We start from the raw sequence: 17,267 nt of genomic DNA on the forward strand, positions 1-17,267 counted from the left end.
AACTTTATACTTTTGAATTGAATAAATTGTAGATGAAAATTAGTTTCAATTTTTTTAAAAAGCATAAAATAAAGACAATCATTTTAAGTGTATTAATGGTTGTTTACTATTTCTGTTTGCCTAAAAAAATATTCGAAACTCCTACATCAACAGTGGTTACAGCAAGTAATAATGAATTACTAGGCGCTGTAGTAGCAAAAGATGGTCAATGGAGATTTCCTGAATTAGATTCTGTACCCAAAAAGTTTGAACAGTGTGTCTTACAATTTGAAGATGCCTATTTTTATCAGCATTTTGGTTTTAATCCAGTTGCTATAGGAAAAGCTATGATAGACAATATCAAGGCCAAAAAAGTTGTTAGAGGAGGAAGTACCATTACGCAGCAAGTAATTCGTTTAGCTCGTAAAAACCAACAACGCTCTTATCTTGAAAAGTTAAAAGAATTACTATTAGCAACTCGATTAGAGTTTAGCTATTCGAAAAAAGAAATTTTAAAACTATATGCATCTCATGCACCTTTTGGAGGTAATGTAGTAGGTTTAGAAATGGCATCATGGCGTTATTTTGGTTTACAACCTCACCAACTTTCATGGGCCGAAAGTGCAACGTTGGCAGTATTACCCAATGCCCCTTCGTTAATTTATCCAGGGAAAAATCAACAGAGATTAAAGAAAAAAAGAAATCGTCTATTACAAAAGCTGTATAAGGAAGGTATTATTGATCAAATTACGTATGAGTTAGCAGTTGAAGAAGAATTACCTCAAAAACCTTATGCTTTACCTACTATAGCTCCACATTTAGTACAGGAAATAGCCAAAAAAGAGGAAGGTAAATACGTACAAAGTTCTATTGACATCCATATACAACGACAAGTAAATAATTTAGCAAAGCAACATTACGAACGTCAAAAACAAAATGAAGTATATAATTTGGCTGTATTGGTTTTAGATGTTGAAACAAGAAAAGTGATTAGCTATGTTGGGAATTCACCAACAGATAAAAAACATCAAAAAGATGTAAATAATATAATAGCTCCAAGAAGTACAGGAAGTACATTAAAGCCGTTATTATATGCACATATGTTACAATCGGGGGATTTGTTACCAACACAGTTAGTTGCCGATATTCCTACTGAAATAGCAGGATATAGTCCTAATAATTTTAATTTAACTTTTGATGGAGCAGTACCTGCAAATGAAGCTTTAACAAGATCGTTAAATATTCCAGCAGTACGAATGTTACAGCGATATGGTTTAGAGAAGTTTACTGAGGATTTAAAAGATTACCGTATTGACGATATTAACAAATCTGCTGATTATTACGGATTGTCATTAATATTAGGAGGAGCAGAAGCTAGTTTATGGGATTTATGTAAAACATATGCTGGTTATGCAGGTATTGTAAATAATTACGAAACTTTAAAGCATAAATATTATCAAAAAGAATATCCAAATCCAAGTTATGCATATACTACTGATGTTGATTTTGGAGCTGTTAAAGAAAGTTATTTAAGCATAGATGCTGGATCAGCGTTTACTACTTTAAATACATTAACAGAAGTTAATAGGCCATTGACAGATCAAGCTTGGAAATATTTTGATTCTTCACAAAAAATAGGGTGGAAGACAGGAACTAGTTTTGGAAATAAAGACGCTTGGGCAATTGGAGTTACTCCAAAATATGTAGTAGGAGTATGGATGGGAAATTCAGATGGAGAGGGACGCCCAGATTTAACAGGAGTAGGAAGCGCAGCACCTTTAATGTTTGATGTTTTTGATATTTTACCAAAATCAGATTGGTTTTTAGAACCTTTTGAAGATTTAATTGAAGAAAAAATCTGTAAACAAAGTGGCTATTTAGCATTGCCAATATGTAAATCGGTACTAAAACGAATTCCTAAAAGTGGAATAAATGCTAAGTCATGTCCATACCACAAGGAAATAACTGTAGATGCTTCAGAAAAATACCGAGTAAATTCATCATGTGAATCTATTAGTAACATGAAAAATATTGTTTGGTTCGAGCTGCCTCCTCTAATGGCGTATTATTATCAGCAAAAAAATGCTGCTTATAGGGTATTACCAAATTTTAGAGGAGATTGTATACAACTTGAAAATAATACAATAGATTTTATTTTTCCTTCTAAAAACTATTCAAAATTATCTTTAACAAAAAATGAAAATGGTACTTTAAATCCAATCATTTTAAAGTTAATGCATGCAAATGATAATGCTAATGTTTATTGGTATATTAATGATAAATACCTAGGAAAAACACAGCAGTATCATGAACAATCTATAAAGCCTAAAGAAGGAACTTATAAAATTACTGTTATTGATGACTCAGGAAACGAAAAAACTCGTTTTATACAGATTCAATAACAGCCATTTTTTTCTCAGTAATTACATTCTTTAAACGCATACCAAAGTCTGCTAAAGATTTAATTTCCTTAATACCAGCTAAACGCTCTCTACCAATAATTAATAAGCCTTTATTACTCGCTTCGATATGATAGTATTTATTACTTTCAAAGAATAAGACCAATTCATCAGTAAAGAAAGACTTGATTTCTAACTCGTCTTTTCCAGATAAATAAAACCTTTTTGAAAAATCAGGATGGTTTTCAATATTAATATCTTTAAAACCAGCAAAATGATATATGTATTCAAAAATACCTTCTCTATCTAAGGTAAATTCAGGTACTTCTTGCCCCAAATTAATGTGTAACATGGTAGCTTTTATAATTTGCTTAGCAAAAAGTTCTCCCTCATGAAATTCTACATCAAATAAGGTACATTTTTTATTAGATAAGATATTAGATACTTTATTTATTTGTCTAGTTTTAAAATAACCAAAATGAGGAATTCGTGTAACTGGTTCTTTAGGTAAAACCGCATAATTCCAACCTAATTCATTACCAATACTTTGTAGAGATTTTTGTCTTTTAGTTAAGCTATTAGGTTTTCTTGTTTCTTCTGTTTGAAGAGGAATATTTTTACGTAAAGCAAAAGGGTGCTCACTACCGGTTTTATAACCGTCAAGTCCAATTACTTCAAAATGTCCTCCTTTACGTTTGAAAGACTCAGCATAATTATGAAGGTTTTCCATTACAGAATGGTCAACAAAATCACATAGCGTAAAGTCAATTATAGCATCTTCATTTTCTGGTATTTGATCTAGTTTAGCTTTTAATTTTGTATAGTTTAAAAAGCTTGAAAAATTTTCAACAGAAACATAGTATTTATCGTCTTCTTTAAACATTAAAACATTAGGTTTTAATAGATTTTTAAGGAAAAACATAAAGTTTTTGTTTATAAAAACGTGGATAACAAAAGTTATAAAAATTCCCGCTAAAATACCTGTAATTAAACTTGTTGTAATTGTAGTAATTAAAGTAGCTAAGAAAATAACTAATTGCTCTTTACCAATTTTAAATACTTTTTGAATGTTCTCTGGTGAAGCTAATTTATATCCAGTATATACTAAAATAGCAGCTAAAGCTGGAAGTGGTATTTTACGTAATTCGGTAGCAAATAATAAAATGAAAACAACTAAAAATGCTGCATGAAAAAAGTTAGCAGAACGATTACTACCTTTATTATTTACATTTACAGAACTTCGTGCAATTACCGTAACCACATTTAAACCTCCTAATAAACCACTAATAACTGTAGCTAAACCTAAGGCTCTAATGTCTTTGTTTACATTAGAACGACGTTTTAAAGGATCAAGTTTATCAACAGCTTTAATACTTAATAAACTTTCAATACTAGCAATTAGAGTAATAGCTATTACAGCGTTGATAAAGTCGAATTGATAAATTTTACTAAAATCAGGAAAGGCGAAGTTAGACAATACATCATCAGGTAAATTAATCAATATACTTTTATCAATCGGATATGGAGCTGCAGAAAACATATCATAGTAATAGTATAAACCTACGCTTAAAACAACAATCCACATTGGTGCAGGGATTAATTGAAAGTATTTGTTTCTTATTTTACTATAAAAAACCATAATAAGTAAACTACCTATACCTACTAAACCAGCATAAAAAGTACTTGTATTGTCGGTATTAACAAAATCAATAAGACCTTGAGGAACTTGTATTAATAGGTCAACAATACTTCCTTTGACATTTAAATTACCAAACATTACATGAATTTGTTTCGCAAAAATCCCAATACCAATGGCAGCTAACATTCCTTGAATTGCTGATGAAGGGAAAAAATCTCCCAAAGATCCAAGTCGTAAAAAACCTAAGATAATCATGATAATTCCTGAAACCACAATGGCTGCTAAGGTATATAAGAAACCTTGATGCATATCGCCAGCACCTAAAGTAGTAATGGCTGCTAAAATTACAACTACCAATCCATTACCAGGTCCTGTAATAGTAACATTAGAACCTCCTAAAATGGCAACTACCGAACCTCCAATAATTGCAGCAATAATTCCTGAAATAGGAGGAGCACCAGACGCTAAAGCTAAACCTAAACCTAAAGGCAGTGCAATTAATGAAACTACAAAACCTGAAAATATATTTTGAGGTAATTCTCCTAAAAATGTTTTAAATTGATTTTTCTTACTCATTTATTTAACGATTAAAACATCGGTTGGTAATTCAGCTAAAATATATTCTAAATCATGTGGGAAAATTCTATCGATGATCCCCATTTTTTTAGGAGCACTCATTACAAGTAAATCAGCCCTTTTTACTTTAGCATAGTGACCTATAGAATATCCTCTACGTCCGAAAATACTTTGCTTTTTTATAATAATATCTTTGGTGTCAATTTCATCAAGTACACATTGTACACGGAAATCTTCACGTTCCTTTAAACGTTCTTTTGCTAAAGTAGCTTTACGTAAAGAAGCATCGTCGTTAACTTTTACATTTAGTTCTGTTTGGCTAATTTCTTCAACAATAGTAACTCTTTTACAGTCTAGCTTTTTAGAAATGGCTAAGGCAGCTTTAATAGTTTCTTTTGTTTTATCATCTTCCAAACCACTTACAACAACATGATTACAAGGAACTCTTTCAATAGATGGTTTTATTAAAAGTAATACAGAGCATTTAGCCTTACGTGTAAGTTCTCTAGCTATAGAACCTACATAATATTTATAGAGTTTCTCTTTTTGTAAAGCACCTAATATTAATAAATCTATTTGCTCTTGTTTTGTCGTTTGAAGTATAACATCGACCGGTTTACCTTCTTGCCAGATCGTTTTGAAAGGTTGTTCTAGTGCTGAAACTTCATCTAAAAGTTGTTGTAATTGTTTTTCTTTTTCTTCAGATTTTTCTCCAACATGTACACCAATTACCTGAGCTCCAAGCATATTCCCCAATCGTAAAGCTTCAAATAAATTCGCTTTTAAATTAGGAGAGAAAGCAATACCAATTAAAATTTTTTTAATCAAAATATTGTTTATTTTTAAGTTTTCGAAGATAGAATTTTATTCTTATTCCGAGAAATAATATTTTTTACATAATAAAGACTATGGTAGAACTAGCAGGAATCATCATTTTAGGAATTTTAGCACAATGGGTAGCATGGAAATTTAAAATTCCAGCAATATTACCTTTAATATTAATAGGACTATTAGTAGGTCCTGTTGCTGCTGAATTTTTTAGTTCTGATGGAAGTAAATGGATTGAACCTATATGGAATGGAAAAAAAGGATTATTTCCTGGCGATGGTCTATTTTATTTTGTGTCTTTAGCTATTAGTATTATTCTTTTTGAAGGAGGTTTAACATTAAAGCAAAGTGAAATCTCTAATGTTGGTCCAGTTATAACAAAGCTGATTACTTTAGGTTCTGCAGTAACATTTATTGTTTCAGGTATTGTTGCACATCATATTTTTGGATTAGGATGGGAAATTTCAATGTTATTTTCAGCATTAATTATAGTTACAGGTCCAACAGTAATATCGCCAATATTAAGAAATGTACCTCTTAAAAAAGATGTAGCAGCTGTGCTAAAATGGGAAGGTATTTTAATTGACCCAATTGGAGCATTAATAGCAGTATTGGTTTTTGAATTTATTAGTGTTGGAGGTGGAAGTGGTTTTACAAAAACAGCTTTACTTGAGTTTGGTAAAATCTTATTATTTGGTTCAACTTTTGGTTTTACGTTTGCACATGCGTTAATATTTATAGTTAATAGGAAGTTGGTTCCACATTATTTATTAAACGTGGTATCACTATCTACCGTATTATTTGTATTTGTATTGTCTGATTTATTTGCTCATGAATCTGGTTTATTATCGGTAGTGGTAATGGGAATGGTAATAGCGAATAGTAAGATTCATAGTTTTGACGAATTATTATATTTCAAAGAATCACTTTCAGTATTATTAATTTCTATTTTATTTATTCTGTTGGCTGCAAACATGGATATGAGTCAGCTTCAACTTATTTTTAACTGGGAAGCACTATTGTTATTTGCCATTGTAGTTTTAGTAATACGTCCTTTAGGTGTATTTCTAAGTACACGAGGTTCAACTTTAAAACTCAATGAAAAATTATTTATAAGTTGGGTAGGACCTAGAGGTATTGTAGCTGCTGGTATTGCTTCATTATTTGGAACTAAATTAATGAAACAAGGTGTAGTAGGCGCAGAATATATAACTCCTTTGGTATTTATGATTGTGTTGGGTACAGTACTATTAAATGCAACTACAGCACGTTTGTTTGCTAAACTAGTAGGAGTATTCTTAAAACAATCTGAAGCGATAGTTATTATTGGAGCTTCTGAAGCAGCAAGAGTGATTGCTAAATATTTAAAAGATAATGATAGAAGGGTAATATTGTTAGATCAGAATAAAGATTATATTGAAAAAGCTCGTAATAATGAAATTGAAGCTTTTGATATTGATATTTATAACGATAGTATTGATGATAAGGTAGAATTAAGTGACGTTGGTTACCTGATAGCAATGACTGGTAGTGATGTGGTTAATAAATATGCAATAACACAATTATCTGAGTTGTATGGTGAGCATGGTGCCTATAGAGTAGCTAGTTCAAAAGAAGTTAAGGATAGTGAAGTAGAAGAGGAAATGAATCTGTTTACAGAAAATGATGATTACTTTAATCTGAATGAAAGCGCGAGAGATTATCCTACGATACATGAATTGATTGTAAAATCAGAAGAAGATTTTGTTACTAAACTTGAAAAAATTGAGGAAGAGATAAAATCAATACCGTTATTTGTAAAAGTAGGAGATACCTTAGAAGTATTACCAACATTTAATACGGCAAATATTAAAGAAAATAACGCTATTGTTTATTTAGGTAAAAAACTAGAGATCTAAACCAAAAGTTTGCTTTAACTTTTCAATTAAAGGATTTTTCTCTTTTAATTTCTCATATTTTTCATGAGGAGTATAGGCAAACTTTTTTTCTATAGTTTCATTTACTACAATATCAACTTCAATACCATAGTTATTTAAAGCTTCACGTAAATAACGCATTAATTTTGGTTTCCCTTTTCTTAATTGGGACTTCATTAATTCGTTAGGAACAGAGAACTTTATTTTATGATTAGCCCCTAATAATGGAGTGTCTGAAGCTAAAATAGCTGCCATACTTCGTTCACCTAACCCTTGTAATTTAAAGTAGTATTTTTTCCAAGCTTCTGCTAATTCTTCATTAGTAAAAGGAGTTCTTGGGTGATTTTCGAAGTTTTCATCATCATCATTAGTAACAATAACTTTTTTCTTATGTACGCTTTTTAAAGAAAGTGCAGAGGCCCTACGTTTAATGTTTTTCAACATTGGTTTTGTAGATTGGGCTTGTGGAGTTTCTTTAACTTCAGGTTGTTTTGTTTCCTGAGGAATCTCTGTAGCTTTTACAATTGGTTGAATTGCAATCTTCTTTACCGAAGGAGATAAAGAAGTGAAAAAAGTAGCCGGAATTATGTAGTTGCTAGATTTTTTTTTTGCTCCATCAAAAGTGATAGAGGCTATTTGCATTAAGGTAAGTTCTACCAGTAAACGTTGGTTTTTACTTCCTCGATATTTTAAATCACAATCGTTTGCTTTATCAATAGCTGGAAGCAAAAATTGCATATTAGCTTTTCTAGCTTGATCTAAATATTTCTTCTTTGTATTGTCTCCAACTTCTAATAATTGTATGGTAGCTTCATCTTTAGCAACTAATAAATCTCTAAAGTGAGATGCTAAACCATTTATAAAATGATGTCCTTCAAAGCCTTTGGCTAAAACATCATTAAAAGCCATCAATACTTCAGGTATTTTATTTTCAAGTAATAGATCAGTAATGTTAAAATAAACATCATAATCTAATACATTTAAATTCTGAGTAACGGCTTCACGTGTTAAGTTACTACCAGAAAAACTAACAACTCTATCAAAAATAGATAAAGCATCACGCATAGCGCCATCAGCTTTTTGAGCTATTACATGTAAAGCATCATCTTCAGCTGTAATATTTTCTTTAGCACAAATCGTTTTTAAATACTCTTTAGCATCTAAAACACCTATACGTTTAAAATCGAAAATTTGACAACGTGATAATATTGTTGGAATAATTTTATGCTTTTCGGTTGTTGCTAAAATAAAAATAGCATGTGCTGGCGGCTCTTCTAATGTCTTTAAAAAAGCATTAAAAGCTGCTTGAGAAAGCATATGAACCTCGTCAATAATATAAACTTTGTATTTTCCAGTTTGAGGTGGAATACGAACTTGATCAGTTAGGTTTCGAATATCGTCTACAGAGTTGTTTGAAGCGGCATCTAATTCAAAAATATTGAAAGCGAAATCTTCATCTTCATTAGTAGCATCTTCTTGATTTATTCTTTTAGCTAGAATACGAGCACAAGAAGTTTTACCAACTCCACGAGGCCCTGTAAAAAGTAATGCTTGCGCCAAATGATTGTTTTTTATAGCATTTTCTAAAGTATTGGTGATGGCTTGTTGGCCAACAACATCTTCAAAATTTTGAGGACGATACTTACGTGCTGATACTATAAAATGTTCCATTTAATTACTACTATTTACGTAAACAAAAGTAAAAAACCCGATGGCAACTCACAAACAATTTTCTTAATGAAAACCTAAAGTTGTAAACAATTGTAAAATCTTCTTTTTTTACACGACTGAATACATATAAAAGATTATAATTTATGAAGATACTAAAATCAATAGCACTTTCAGTAGTGTTTTTATCAGCTATTATTTTTACAAATTTCACAAAAAAAGAAGAAATTAAAGAGAGTGATAAAATCATATCTTACTCAAAAGATACCAAAGTAGCTTATTTTGCAAGTGGGTGTTTTTGGTGTGTAGAAGCTATTTTTGAAAGTGTAAAAGGAGTAGAGGAAGCAGTTTCTGGTTATGCAGGTGGGCACACAAAAAATCCTACTTATAGAAAAATAGGAACAGGAAGAACTGGACATTCAGAAACGGTAGCTGTTTACTATAATCCTAAAGTAGTGAGCTTTCAAACTTTAGTAGATGTTTATTTTGGTTCTCATAATCCTACAACAAAAAATGGACAGCACCCAGATTATGGAAGTCAATATAGGTCTATTGCATTTTATAGTAATAATGAGGAGAAACAAATAATTGAAAACACAATTAAAAAATTAAATAAAGAAATTTATAAAGGTAAAATAGTAACTGAAGTAACAAAATTTACCAAGTTTTATCCAGCGGAAGAATACCATCAAAATTATGAGAGATTACATCCAGAAAATCCTTATGTGCAAAAGGTTTCTATTCCGAGGCTAAATCGTTTTAAGCAGAAATTTCCGGAATTGCTTAAAAAGGAAAAGCACTAAAACTTTATTAAGTTAAAGTTTGTTTATATAAGAAGAAAACTCCCCAATTATGGGGAGTTTTTGATTCTTAATATCATTTATATTGTAAAAAACCTCAGGATTAACCTGAGGTTTTTTACAATATAAATGGTTTATTATTGTAATGTAATAGGGAAGCTAACTTCAATATCAGTAGAACCACCAGCATTAGTAATATCTCCATCTTTAACACCAGCAGCCGATTTGTTAGGCTCATGTTTTAAAGTAACTGTATAAGCTCCAGTTCCAGCAGCCCCAGTAGCAACTGTAAACTGAATTCCAACAGGGTTTCCATTAGAATCGTTATTTCCAGCATAAGTAAAAGTACCAGTAATTCCATTAGCACTGTAGAAGAATTGGTGCTCTTCAGCTTCAGCAGCTACTTCGTCTGTTACATTTCCAGCAGGACTTTCAGTTTCGTTTAATAAAGTAATAACCGCACTATAAGTTGTATTTGCTGCAAGTGTAATTGGATCTGGAGTAATTACAGGAACATTAGGACCATCTCCATCTAAATCTTGACTTTGGATAGTTACAGCATTACCTCCACCATTTGGAGTTAATACAATTTTCATTGTAGTTATAACTTCTTCCTCATTTACAGGAACTGGGTCGCTATCTGAACAAGAAGCGAATACTAAAGAAAAAATAGTAAGTATTGAAAATAATTTAATAAGTTTCATAATGTGTTTTTTTAATAATTAATTTTTAATTGAATTTTAAAGTTTCTCCCTAAATCATCAGCAAAGTAGCGTAGTTTGTTTAAATAATTTCGATAGCTGGTATTAAGTATATTGTCTACAGAAAATGTTAATCCCATATTGGTTTTAAATAGATTAAACTCTATACCTGACGAAAAATTTAATAAATGGTAAGCATTGGGAGGTGTACTAATATCAACAAGTTCATAACTATTAGTTTGAGGGATAAAAATGTCAAAATTGTTGTTAGGGAAATTGTTTTGTCTAGCATTATATTCACTTTGAACAGAAGCATTGAAATTATACCATTCAGCTTTGTTAAAAGTAAGTTGCGTTACCGTCTTAAATGGAGGAATATCTATAAGATCACGTTTGTTACTTGTATCCTTTCCTCTAAGAAACGAAGTTTTATTTCCGATACTTAAATTTTTATTTATTTGATAACTAATATTAGTATCGATACCAAATAAATGAGCGTCTACTTGTTTATAATCCCAAGTAACAAAAGTACCACGTTGTGTTAATTCAGCTCCTGAAGGTTCTATATAAATAAAATCATTTATAAAATTGTAAAATCCTTCAACAGAAAAATCAAGTTTGTTGTGGTTAAAATTATAAGTAGCAGAAAATCTATTAGACGTTTCTGGTTGTATACGTAAATCTCCTAATTCTATTCTAGCAGCAGAATGATGTAACCCAGCACTGAATAATTCAGAAGCATTAGGCGCTCTATTTGCTAAACCATAGTTAGCAATTAAAGAACTTTTCTCATTAATATCATAAGAAATACCTAATGATGCCGAAATATTATGGTAAGTAAACACAGGATTAGCCAATAATTGAGTGCCTTGTATATTTGGATCAACTATAAAGTGACTAAAATCATTTTGATAACCTAAACTGTTCCATCTAGAAAATTGATAAAACTTTTTAGCATCAATATGTTCAAAATCGTATCTAATACCTGCAGTTAATAAGATGTCTTCAAATCTAAAATTTCCAATCCCATAAGCTCCAAAAGTGTATTTATCATAATCAGGTATGATTCTTCTTACTTTAGTTGCTGGGTCAGGGAAATTATTTTGATAGCTTCCAATAATTCCAAATTTGTAGATTCGATCAGGATTTGCATCCATTTTTAAATCGGCTCTAAAAGAATGAGTTTTTAATAATAAATCAGTGGCAGCTAAATTTTTATTGTCACCTCTTCTTAAATCAAACTCTAATCTATTGTTGCTTTGGAAATCATATTGTAAAGATAATTTACCAATTCCTTTAAAACGCTTATAATAGCTAGCTTTAAGTAATTGGTGAGTAACATCTTGTTTTGGGTTGTCTATTGTATAACTAAAATCACTTATTTTTAATGGAGTAGGGCTATTAATAGCATTTCTTAAGTCAGAAGCACTACCTACATGAGAGGCACTTAGAATTCCTATTTTATTGACTATGTGACTATAAAAAAGTTCAAAACCTTTATCGAATTTTTTAAATCCTGTAGCAAATGTAAATGCTTTAGAATCTATTCCTGTGTTAGTCAAGTAATAATCAGGAGCTCTAAAATCACCAGCTCTTTTGTATGAAGCTTGTCCATTTATATACCAGCCCTTTGCATAATTTTTTTGCAAACTACTAGTAATATTAAAAAGTCTTCCATTAGATTGCTGAGAAAGAATTGTTTTTCCATATAAAGTATCTTTATTAATAAGAACTTTTGAGGGATTAACAATAACAACTCCTCCTATAGCATCTCCACCATATTGTAATGCATTAGCTCCTTTTATAACTGAAACAGTTTCTGCAGCGTTTAAATCAATATTAGGAGCGTGTTCTATACCCCATTCTTGATCTTGTAAACGAACATTATTAAAAGAAATAAGCACTCTACTACTGTGTAAACCGTTAATTACAGGTTTAACAATAGAGTTCCCAGTATTAATAGAAGATACACCAGAAATATCTTTTAAAGCATCACCTAAACTTGCACTACTGAATTTTTCTAAAGTTCTTGTTTTAATTAAGGTTTCTTGTGAAGTTTTAGTTTTTAACCCCGTTTTACCTTTAACACTTACTTCGTTTAATTCTTCAATATGGTGCTCTAAATCAATAACTTTATAAAGGTTTTTGTCTATTGTAAAAGTTAAAGTTCTAGGGTCACATGCAACGTGAGAAATTTCAACAGTAATAGTACCTTTACATACATTATTGATGGTGAATTTTCCATCGATATCTGTAGTGGTGTATTTGTTTTGATTTTTAATTAAAACCGTAGCTCCAACTATGGGCGATTTATCATGAAAATCATCTACTAAACCTGAGAATGTATATGTACATTCTTCTTGTGCTATTATTATAGAAGAAAAACTCCATAACAAAAGCATCAGAACAATATTTTTTAAGTTCATTAAATTTTAGCTATAAATAATTGAATAAAAAGATTACGTAATTATTATATAACTAGGCGGTGCGCGTGATGATTTATGTGAAGTGAAATTTGAGTTAAATTGTTTTGGGCTTCTAAGAGCTTTTTCTATATGAATATCTTCAGAAAATAATTCGTAATTATTACCAAAATCAAAATAAGTAACTTTTAATTGTAGGTGTAAATCATCACAATCATTCTCTAATTCATGTAAGTGTTGCTCTGTTTTAGAAGTACAAGCAATATGTTCATGATCTTCAAAAAGGTCATGAGAAGCCCTAACTAATGTTGGTGTTAGCAACGAAAAGATAAGTAAAAGGGCAATATGTCTTTTAAAGCTGAACATAACTCAGTTCGCAAATGTATAAAAAAATAAGACCTATTTATAATTATAAACAGGTCTTATTTAAAAATAGTATAATTTTAACTAATTAGCTTTATTTTTTTGAATTTCCACGCATTTTCATGTTTAGCATTTCAACTAATAATGAAAAAGTAATAGCAAAATACAAATAACCCTTAGGAATAGTTCCAATTGCTTCTCCAAATAGTTTGGCATGCGATAGATGAGCACTTTCAGCAATAAGCATAAATCCAATTAATATTAAGAATGATAACCCTAACATTTGAATTGTTGGATGCTTGTTTACGAACTTACCTACTGGATTAGCAAATAACATCATAATAACCATTGATAATACAACAGAAGCAATCATAATAATCATAGCTCCTTCAACACCGTTAGTCATACCAACAGCCGTTAAAATTGAATCAAAAGAGAATACAATGTTAATTAATGTAATTTGAATAATAGCTTGTGTTAATGTATATCCTTTTTGAGGTTTTCCATCTTCGGTATCTTCTTCATGACCTTCTACTTTATGATGAATTTCCTTGGTACTTTTATATAGTAGAAATATACCTCCAGCAAATAGGATTAAAGCTTGTCCTGTAACTCCTGCTTTAAACCAAGAAAAGTCTACATGAAATAATGGAGCATTCATGGCTATAAGTAAAGAAATACCAAATAGTAAAACGATACGCAATACCATTGCTAAAACTAAACCTATATTAGTGGCTTTTTTTTGTAAGTTTTCAGGTAATTTATTTGCTGCTATTGATATAAAAATAATGTTATCAATACCTAAAACAATTTCTAAAAAAGTTAAGGTTACTAATGCACCCCAGGTGTCGGGTTGTAAGAAAATTTCCATAGTTTATTTTACTTTATATACAGTTCCTTTTTGTTTAAAATTAGAGTAACCAATTCTAGCTGTAAAACTATAAGAGCTATCGGTTACTTTTGTAATTTGAACAAATATAGGGTCTTTATCCAAATCTGTTTTTGGATTTTTCATTTTTAAGTTATAGGCAAAATTATTTTTCCACTTAATGTAAAGTGTATCAATATGTTTTTCTTCCTTAACAGTGGTTAAACTATCTGTTGAAATACTTACTTTTTTAGTGTATTCTTCAATTTGTAAGCTATCTTTCCTTACAATAATAGTTTTTCCATAGCCCTCTCCAGCTGGAATTTCAAAAGTTCCATATTTAAAACGAGTTGGATCTCCTTTCTTTTCTGGAGAACAAGAGATAAATGAAATAGCAAAAAGACAAAAAGCAACTTTAAGGCTATTTTTTAAAGAAAATGAAAAGTTAACAACTTTAATCATGTTTATAAGGACTTTAAATTTTGGTAAATAGTTTGACTAATAATTTCAATAGATTGATTTCCATCAATTTCTAGAGTAGGAATGTTTTTTCCTTTAATATAATCTATTGCAGGTACCGTTTGGGTAATAAACTCGTCAATTCTAGTTAATACTGTATTTTGATCTGCATCATCTTTTCTATTTTCTTCTTTAGCTCTTATTTTGGCTCTTTCTAACAATACTTCTTTAGGTACTTTTAAATAAATAACAAAGTCTATAGTATTATTATCCTTTTCTAAAATATTAATTAAGTGTTCTGCTTGAATAACATTTCTAGGATATCCATCAAATAAAAAGTTTTTTTTGTTGTCACTTTGAGTGTAAACTTTTTCAAGAATTTTCATTACCAATTCATTAGGAACTAATAAACCTTTATTGCTGTATTCGGAAGCTTTTAAACCTAAATCGGTTTCTTGAGATTTTTCTGCTCTTAAAACATCTCCAGTAGAAAGATGAGTTAAACCAAAATTAGTGATTATGTTCTTAGATTGCGTCCCTTTTCCAGCAAGAGGAGGTCCAAAAATGATGATATTCATAAAATTAAATTCCTGTATAATTAGATGGTGTAATTGCTTTTAACTCATTTTTTATTTCAGAAGAAACTTCTAAAGTGTCAATAAAATTAGCAATAGATTGTTGTGTTATTTTTTCGTTTGTACGTGTTAAACCTTTTAAAGCTTCGTATGGATTTGGATATGCTTCTCGACGTAAAATTGTTTGAATAGCTTCTGCAACTACAGCCCAATTGTTTTCTAAATCTTCTTCAAATTTTTCTTCGTTTAATAATAACTTATTTAAACCTTTTAAAGTTGAAGCAAAACCAATTAAGGTATGTCCAAAAGGAACTCCTATATTACGTAAAACAGTACTGTCAGTTAAATCACGTTGCAGTCTAGATACAGGTAATTTAGCCGATAAGTGTTCAAAAATAGCGTTTGCAATTCCTAAGTTACCTTCAGAATTTTCAAAATCAATAGGGTTTACTTTATGAGGCATTGCCGAAGAACCTACTTCACCTTTCTTTATTTTTTGCTTAAAATAATCGTTAGAAACATAGGTCCAAACATCACGGTCTAAATCGATTAAAACAGTGTTTATACGTTTTAAGCCATCGTATAAAGCTGCCATATGATCATAGTGCTCAATTTGAGTAGTTGGAAACGAATGATGTAATCCTAAAATTTCTTCAACAAAATGGGTTCCAAAATTTTTCCAATCAATGTCTGGATATGCTACTTTATGTGCATTGAAATTTCCTGTAGCACCTCCAAATTTTGCTGCATGTGGTGTATGCTGTATGTGTATTGCTTGATTATTAATACGCTCTACAAATACAAAAAATTCTTTTCCTAAACGAGTAGGAGAGGCTGGCTGTCCATGTGTACGAGCTAGCATTGGAATGTTTTCCCATTCTTCAGATAAATCAGCCAATTTGCATACTAAAGTATCTAAAGTTGGATAATAAACGTCATTCATTGCATCTTTAATAGATAACGGAATGGCAGTATTATTAATATCTTGAGAAGTTAATCCGAAATGGATAAACTCTTTATAAGCTTGTAAATTTAAAGCATCAAATTTTTCTTTAATAAAGTATTCAACAGCTTTTACATCATGATTGGTAATTGCTTCGATATCTTTAATTTTCTGAGCATCATCAGATGAAAAAGAAGTGTAAATTTCACGAAGGTTTGAATATAAATCTTTGTTGAAATCAACTAACTGAGGTAAAGGAATTTCACATAAAGCAATAAAATACTCTATTTCTACTTTTACTCTGTACTTAATTAAGGCTTCTTCTGAAAAATAATTAGCTAAATCCGCAACTTTATTGCGGTATCTACCATCAATTGGAGAGATGGCATTTAATTGTGTTAAGTTCATTTTTTGTTGTTGTGTTGTAAGCAACAAAAATAGAAAATACTTATATTATGTTAAAGGATATCTGAAAGGAATTTAACGATAAACTTTTCGTTTTAAGATTTTAAGATCACCTTTCTTTTCTAATAATTTTATTACACGTATTACTGTTTCTACACGTAAGCCTAGAATATCGGCAATTTGCTGTCTTGTATATTCAATTTTAAAAGTAAAGTCTCCCTTAATTTTATAAACATCATTTTTTAAATAATCAAAAAAGCGAAGAACTCTATGAGCTGGTTCTTGACTAGAAATTTCGGAAGCTATAATTGCTTTATAATATAAACGTTTGGCTAGACTTTGTGTTATTTTTAAATGAATTTCTGGATTTTCTTGGAGTAAATTAAATAGTTGTTCTTTTGAAATTACAATAATTTCTGAATCAGAAATAGCTTCTGCATTGGCAGGATATTTTACATCGATAAATAAAGGAGGTTCACCAAAACTCTGTTCTTTATAAAAAATACCTTGAATAAACTCTTTTCCATCTTCATTATAATTATTCATTTTAATAGCTCCATTACTAATTTGAAAATAGTTATGAGCAGTTTGATTTTCAGAAAAAATAATTTCTCCTTTTTTATAGGTTTTATATTGAGCGTTATAGCTTAGTAAAAGTTCTTTAGGTATCATTATGATTTAAGTCATAAATTGCAACAGTATAAAGATATACTTTTGTTGCTTAT

At 30.2% G+C, this 17,267-nt stretch carries 14 protein-coding genes; 3 read left to right on the forward strand and 11 right to left on the reverse strand.

The window, feature by feature from the left end:
- The first annotated feature begins 32 nt into the window (after positions 1–32).
- Positions 33–2,381 carry a penicillin-binding protein 1C gene (gene pbpC / locus MHN29_RS14220; RefSeq protein ID WP_235275215.1) on the forward strand — a complete coding sequence of 783 codons (2,349 nt, stop codon included), beginning with the start codon at positions 33–35 and terminating at the stop codon, positions 2,379–2,381.
- On the opposite strand, the gene MHN29_RS14225 is transcribed toward pbpC, so the two are convergent.
- On the reverse strand, positions 2,365–4,593 hold the full coding sequence (locus MHN29_RS14225) for a SulP family inorganic anion transporter (protein ID WP_235275216.1): 2,229 nt from the start codon (positions 4,591–4,593) through the stop codon (positions 2,365–2,367). The genes pbpC and MHN29_RS14225 overlap by 17 nt on opposite strands.
- Positions 4,594–5,421, reverse strand: a complete 828-nt coding sequence (locus MHN29_RS14230; RefSeq protein ID WP_235275217.1) for a universal stress protein — start codon at positions 5,419–5,421, stop codon at positions 4,594–4,596.
- An 80-nt stretch (positions 5,422–5,501) separates the two neighbouring features.
- On the opposite strand from MHN29_RS14230, the gene MHN29_RS14235 reads away from it, so the two are divergent.
- Entirely contained in the window at positions 5,502–7,319 is a 1,818-nt protein-coding gene (locus MHN29_RS14235) for a sodium:proton antiporter (protein ID WP_235275218.1), read from the forward strand.
- Here MHN29_RS14235 and dnaX read toward each other — a convergent pair.
- Positions 7,308–9,008, reverse strand: coding sequence for a DNA polymerase III subunit gamma/tau (gene dnaX / locus MHN29_RS14240; protein ID WP_235275219.1), 1,701 nt, complete (start codon positions 9,006–9,008; stop codon positions 7,308–7,310). The genes MHN29_RS14235 and dnaX overlap by 12 nt on opposite strands.
- Before the next feature lie 143 nt (positions 9,009–9,151).
- Between dnaX and msrA the strand changes: the two genes are divergently transcribed.
- Positions 9,152–9,808, forward strand: coding sequence for a peptide-methionine (S)-S-oxide reductase MsrA (gene msrA, locus MHN29_RS14245; protein WP_235275220.1), 657 nt, complete (start codon positions 9,152–9,154; stop codon positions 9,806–9,808).
- A gap of 134 nt (positions 9,809–9,942) precedes the next feature.
- Here the strand turns inward: msrA and MHN29_RS14250 are convergent, their stop codons facing one another.
- From MHN29_RS14250 to MHN29_RS14285, 8 genes are all read right to left on the reverse strand, one after another.
- On the reverse strand, positions 9,943–10,509 hold the full coding sequence (locus MHN29_RS14250) for a type 1 periplasmic binding fold superfamily protein (protein ID WP_235275221.1): 567 nt from the start codon (positions 10,507–10,509) through the stop codon (positions 9,943–9,945).
- Between the two features lie 11 nt (positions 10,510–10,520).
- Positions 10,521–12,932, reverse strand: coding sequence for a TonB-dependent receptor (locus MHN29_RS14255; protein ID WP_235275222.1), 2,412 nt, complete (start codon positions 12,930–12,932; stop codon positions 10,521–10,523).
- A 33-nt stretch (positions 12,933–12,965) separates the two neighbouring features.
- A complete protein-coding gene (locus MHN29_RS14260) occupies positions 12,966–13,250 on the reverse strand; it encodes a hypothetical protein (RefSeq protein ID WP_235275223.1) in 285 nt (94 codons plus the stop codon).
- A gap of 136 nt (positions 13,251–13,386) precedes the next feature.
- Positions 13,387–14,163 carry a TerC family protein gene (locus MHN29_RS14265; protein WP_235275224.1) on the reverse strand — a complete coding sequence of 259 codons (777 nt, stop codon included), beginning with the start codon at positions 14,161–14,163 and terminating at the stop codon, positions 13,387–13,389.
- A gap of 3 nt (positions 14,164–14,166) precedes the next feature.
- Positions 14,167–14,622, reverse strand: a complete 456-nt coding sequence (locus tag MHN29_RS14270; RefSeq protein ID WP_235275225.1) for a hypothetical protein — start codon at positions 14,620–14,622, stop codon at positions 14,167–14,169.
- A 2-nt stretch (positions 14,623–14,624) separates the two neighbouring features.
- Positions 14,625–15,197, reverse strand: coding sequence for an adenylate kinase (locus tag MHN29_RS14275; RefSeq protein WP_235275226.1), 573 nt, complete (start codon positions 15,195–15,197; stop codon positions 14,625–14,627).
- Positions 15,198–15,201: 4 nt separating this feature from the next.
- A complete protein-coding gene (gene purB / locus MHN29_RS14280) occupies positions 15,202–16,545 on the reverse strand; it encodes an adenylosuccinate lyase (protein WP_235275227.1) in 1,344 nt (447 codons plus the stop codon).
- Positions 16,546–16,617: 72 nt separating this feature from the next.
- On the reverse strand, positions 16,618–17,214 hold the full coding sequence (locus MHN29_RS14285; RefSeq protein ID WP_235275228.1) for a Crp/Fnr family transcriptional regulator: 597 nt from the start codon (positions 17,212–17,214) through the stop codon (positions 16,618–16,620).
- Positions 17,215–17,267: the final 53 nt, after the last annotated feature.

It is taken from the genome of Tenacibaculum sp. Cn5-46 (assembly GCF_022347705.1).
In the GTDB taxonomy this organism is placed as follows: domain Bacteria; phylum Bacteroidota; class Bacteroidia; order Flavobacteriales; family Flavobacteriaceae; genus Polaribacter; species Polaribacter aiptasiae.

Coding starts and splice junctions, on each gene's coding strand:
- dnaX (WP_235275219.1), bottom strand. CDS start 9,008: ATGGAACATTTTATAGTATCAGCACGTAAGTATCGTCCTCAAAATTTT.
- MHN29_RS14275 (WP_235275226.1), bottom strand. CDS start 15,197: ATGAATATCATCATTTTTGGACCTCCTCTTGCTGGAAAAGGGACGCAA.
- MHN29_RS14225 (WP_235275216.1), bottom strand. CDS start 4,593: ATGAGTAAGAAAAATCAATTTAAAACATTTTTAGGAGAATTACCTCAA.
- MHN29_RS14255 (WP_235275222.1), bottom strand. CDS start 12,932: ATGAACTTAAAAAATATTGTTCTGATGCTTTTGTTATGGAGTTTTTCT.
- purB (WP_235275227.1), bottom strand. CDS start 16,545: ATGAACTTAACACAATTAAATGCCATCTCTCCAATTGATGGTAGATAC.
- msrA (WP_235275220.1), top strand. CDS start 9,152: ATGAAGATACTAAAATCAATAGCACTTTCAGTAGTGTTTTTATCAGCT.
- MHN29_RS14235 (WP_235275218.1), top strand. CDS start 5,502: ATGGTAGAACTAGCAGGAATCATCATTTTAGGAATTTTAGCACAATGG.
- MHN29_RS14285 (WP_235275228.1), bottom strand. CDS start 17,214: ATGATACCTAAAGAACTTTTACTAAGCTATAACGCTCAATATAAAACC.
- MHN29_RS14270 (WP_235275225.1), bottom strand. CDS start 14,622: ATGATTAAAGTTGTTAACTTTTCATTTTCTTTAAAAAATAGCCTTAAA.
- MHN29_RS14265 (WP_235275224.1), bottom strand. CDS start 14,163: ATGGAAATTTTCTTACAACCCGACACCTGGGGTGCATTAGTAACCTTA.
- MHN29_RS14250 (WP_235275221.1), bottom strand. CDS start 10,509: ATGAAACTTATTAAATTATTTTCAATACTTACTATTTTTTCTTTAGTA.
- pbpC (WP_235275215.1), top strand. CDS start 33: ATGAAAATTAGTTTCAATTTTTTTAAAAAGCATAAAATAAAGACAATC.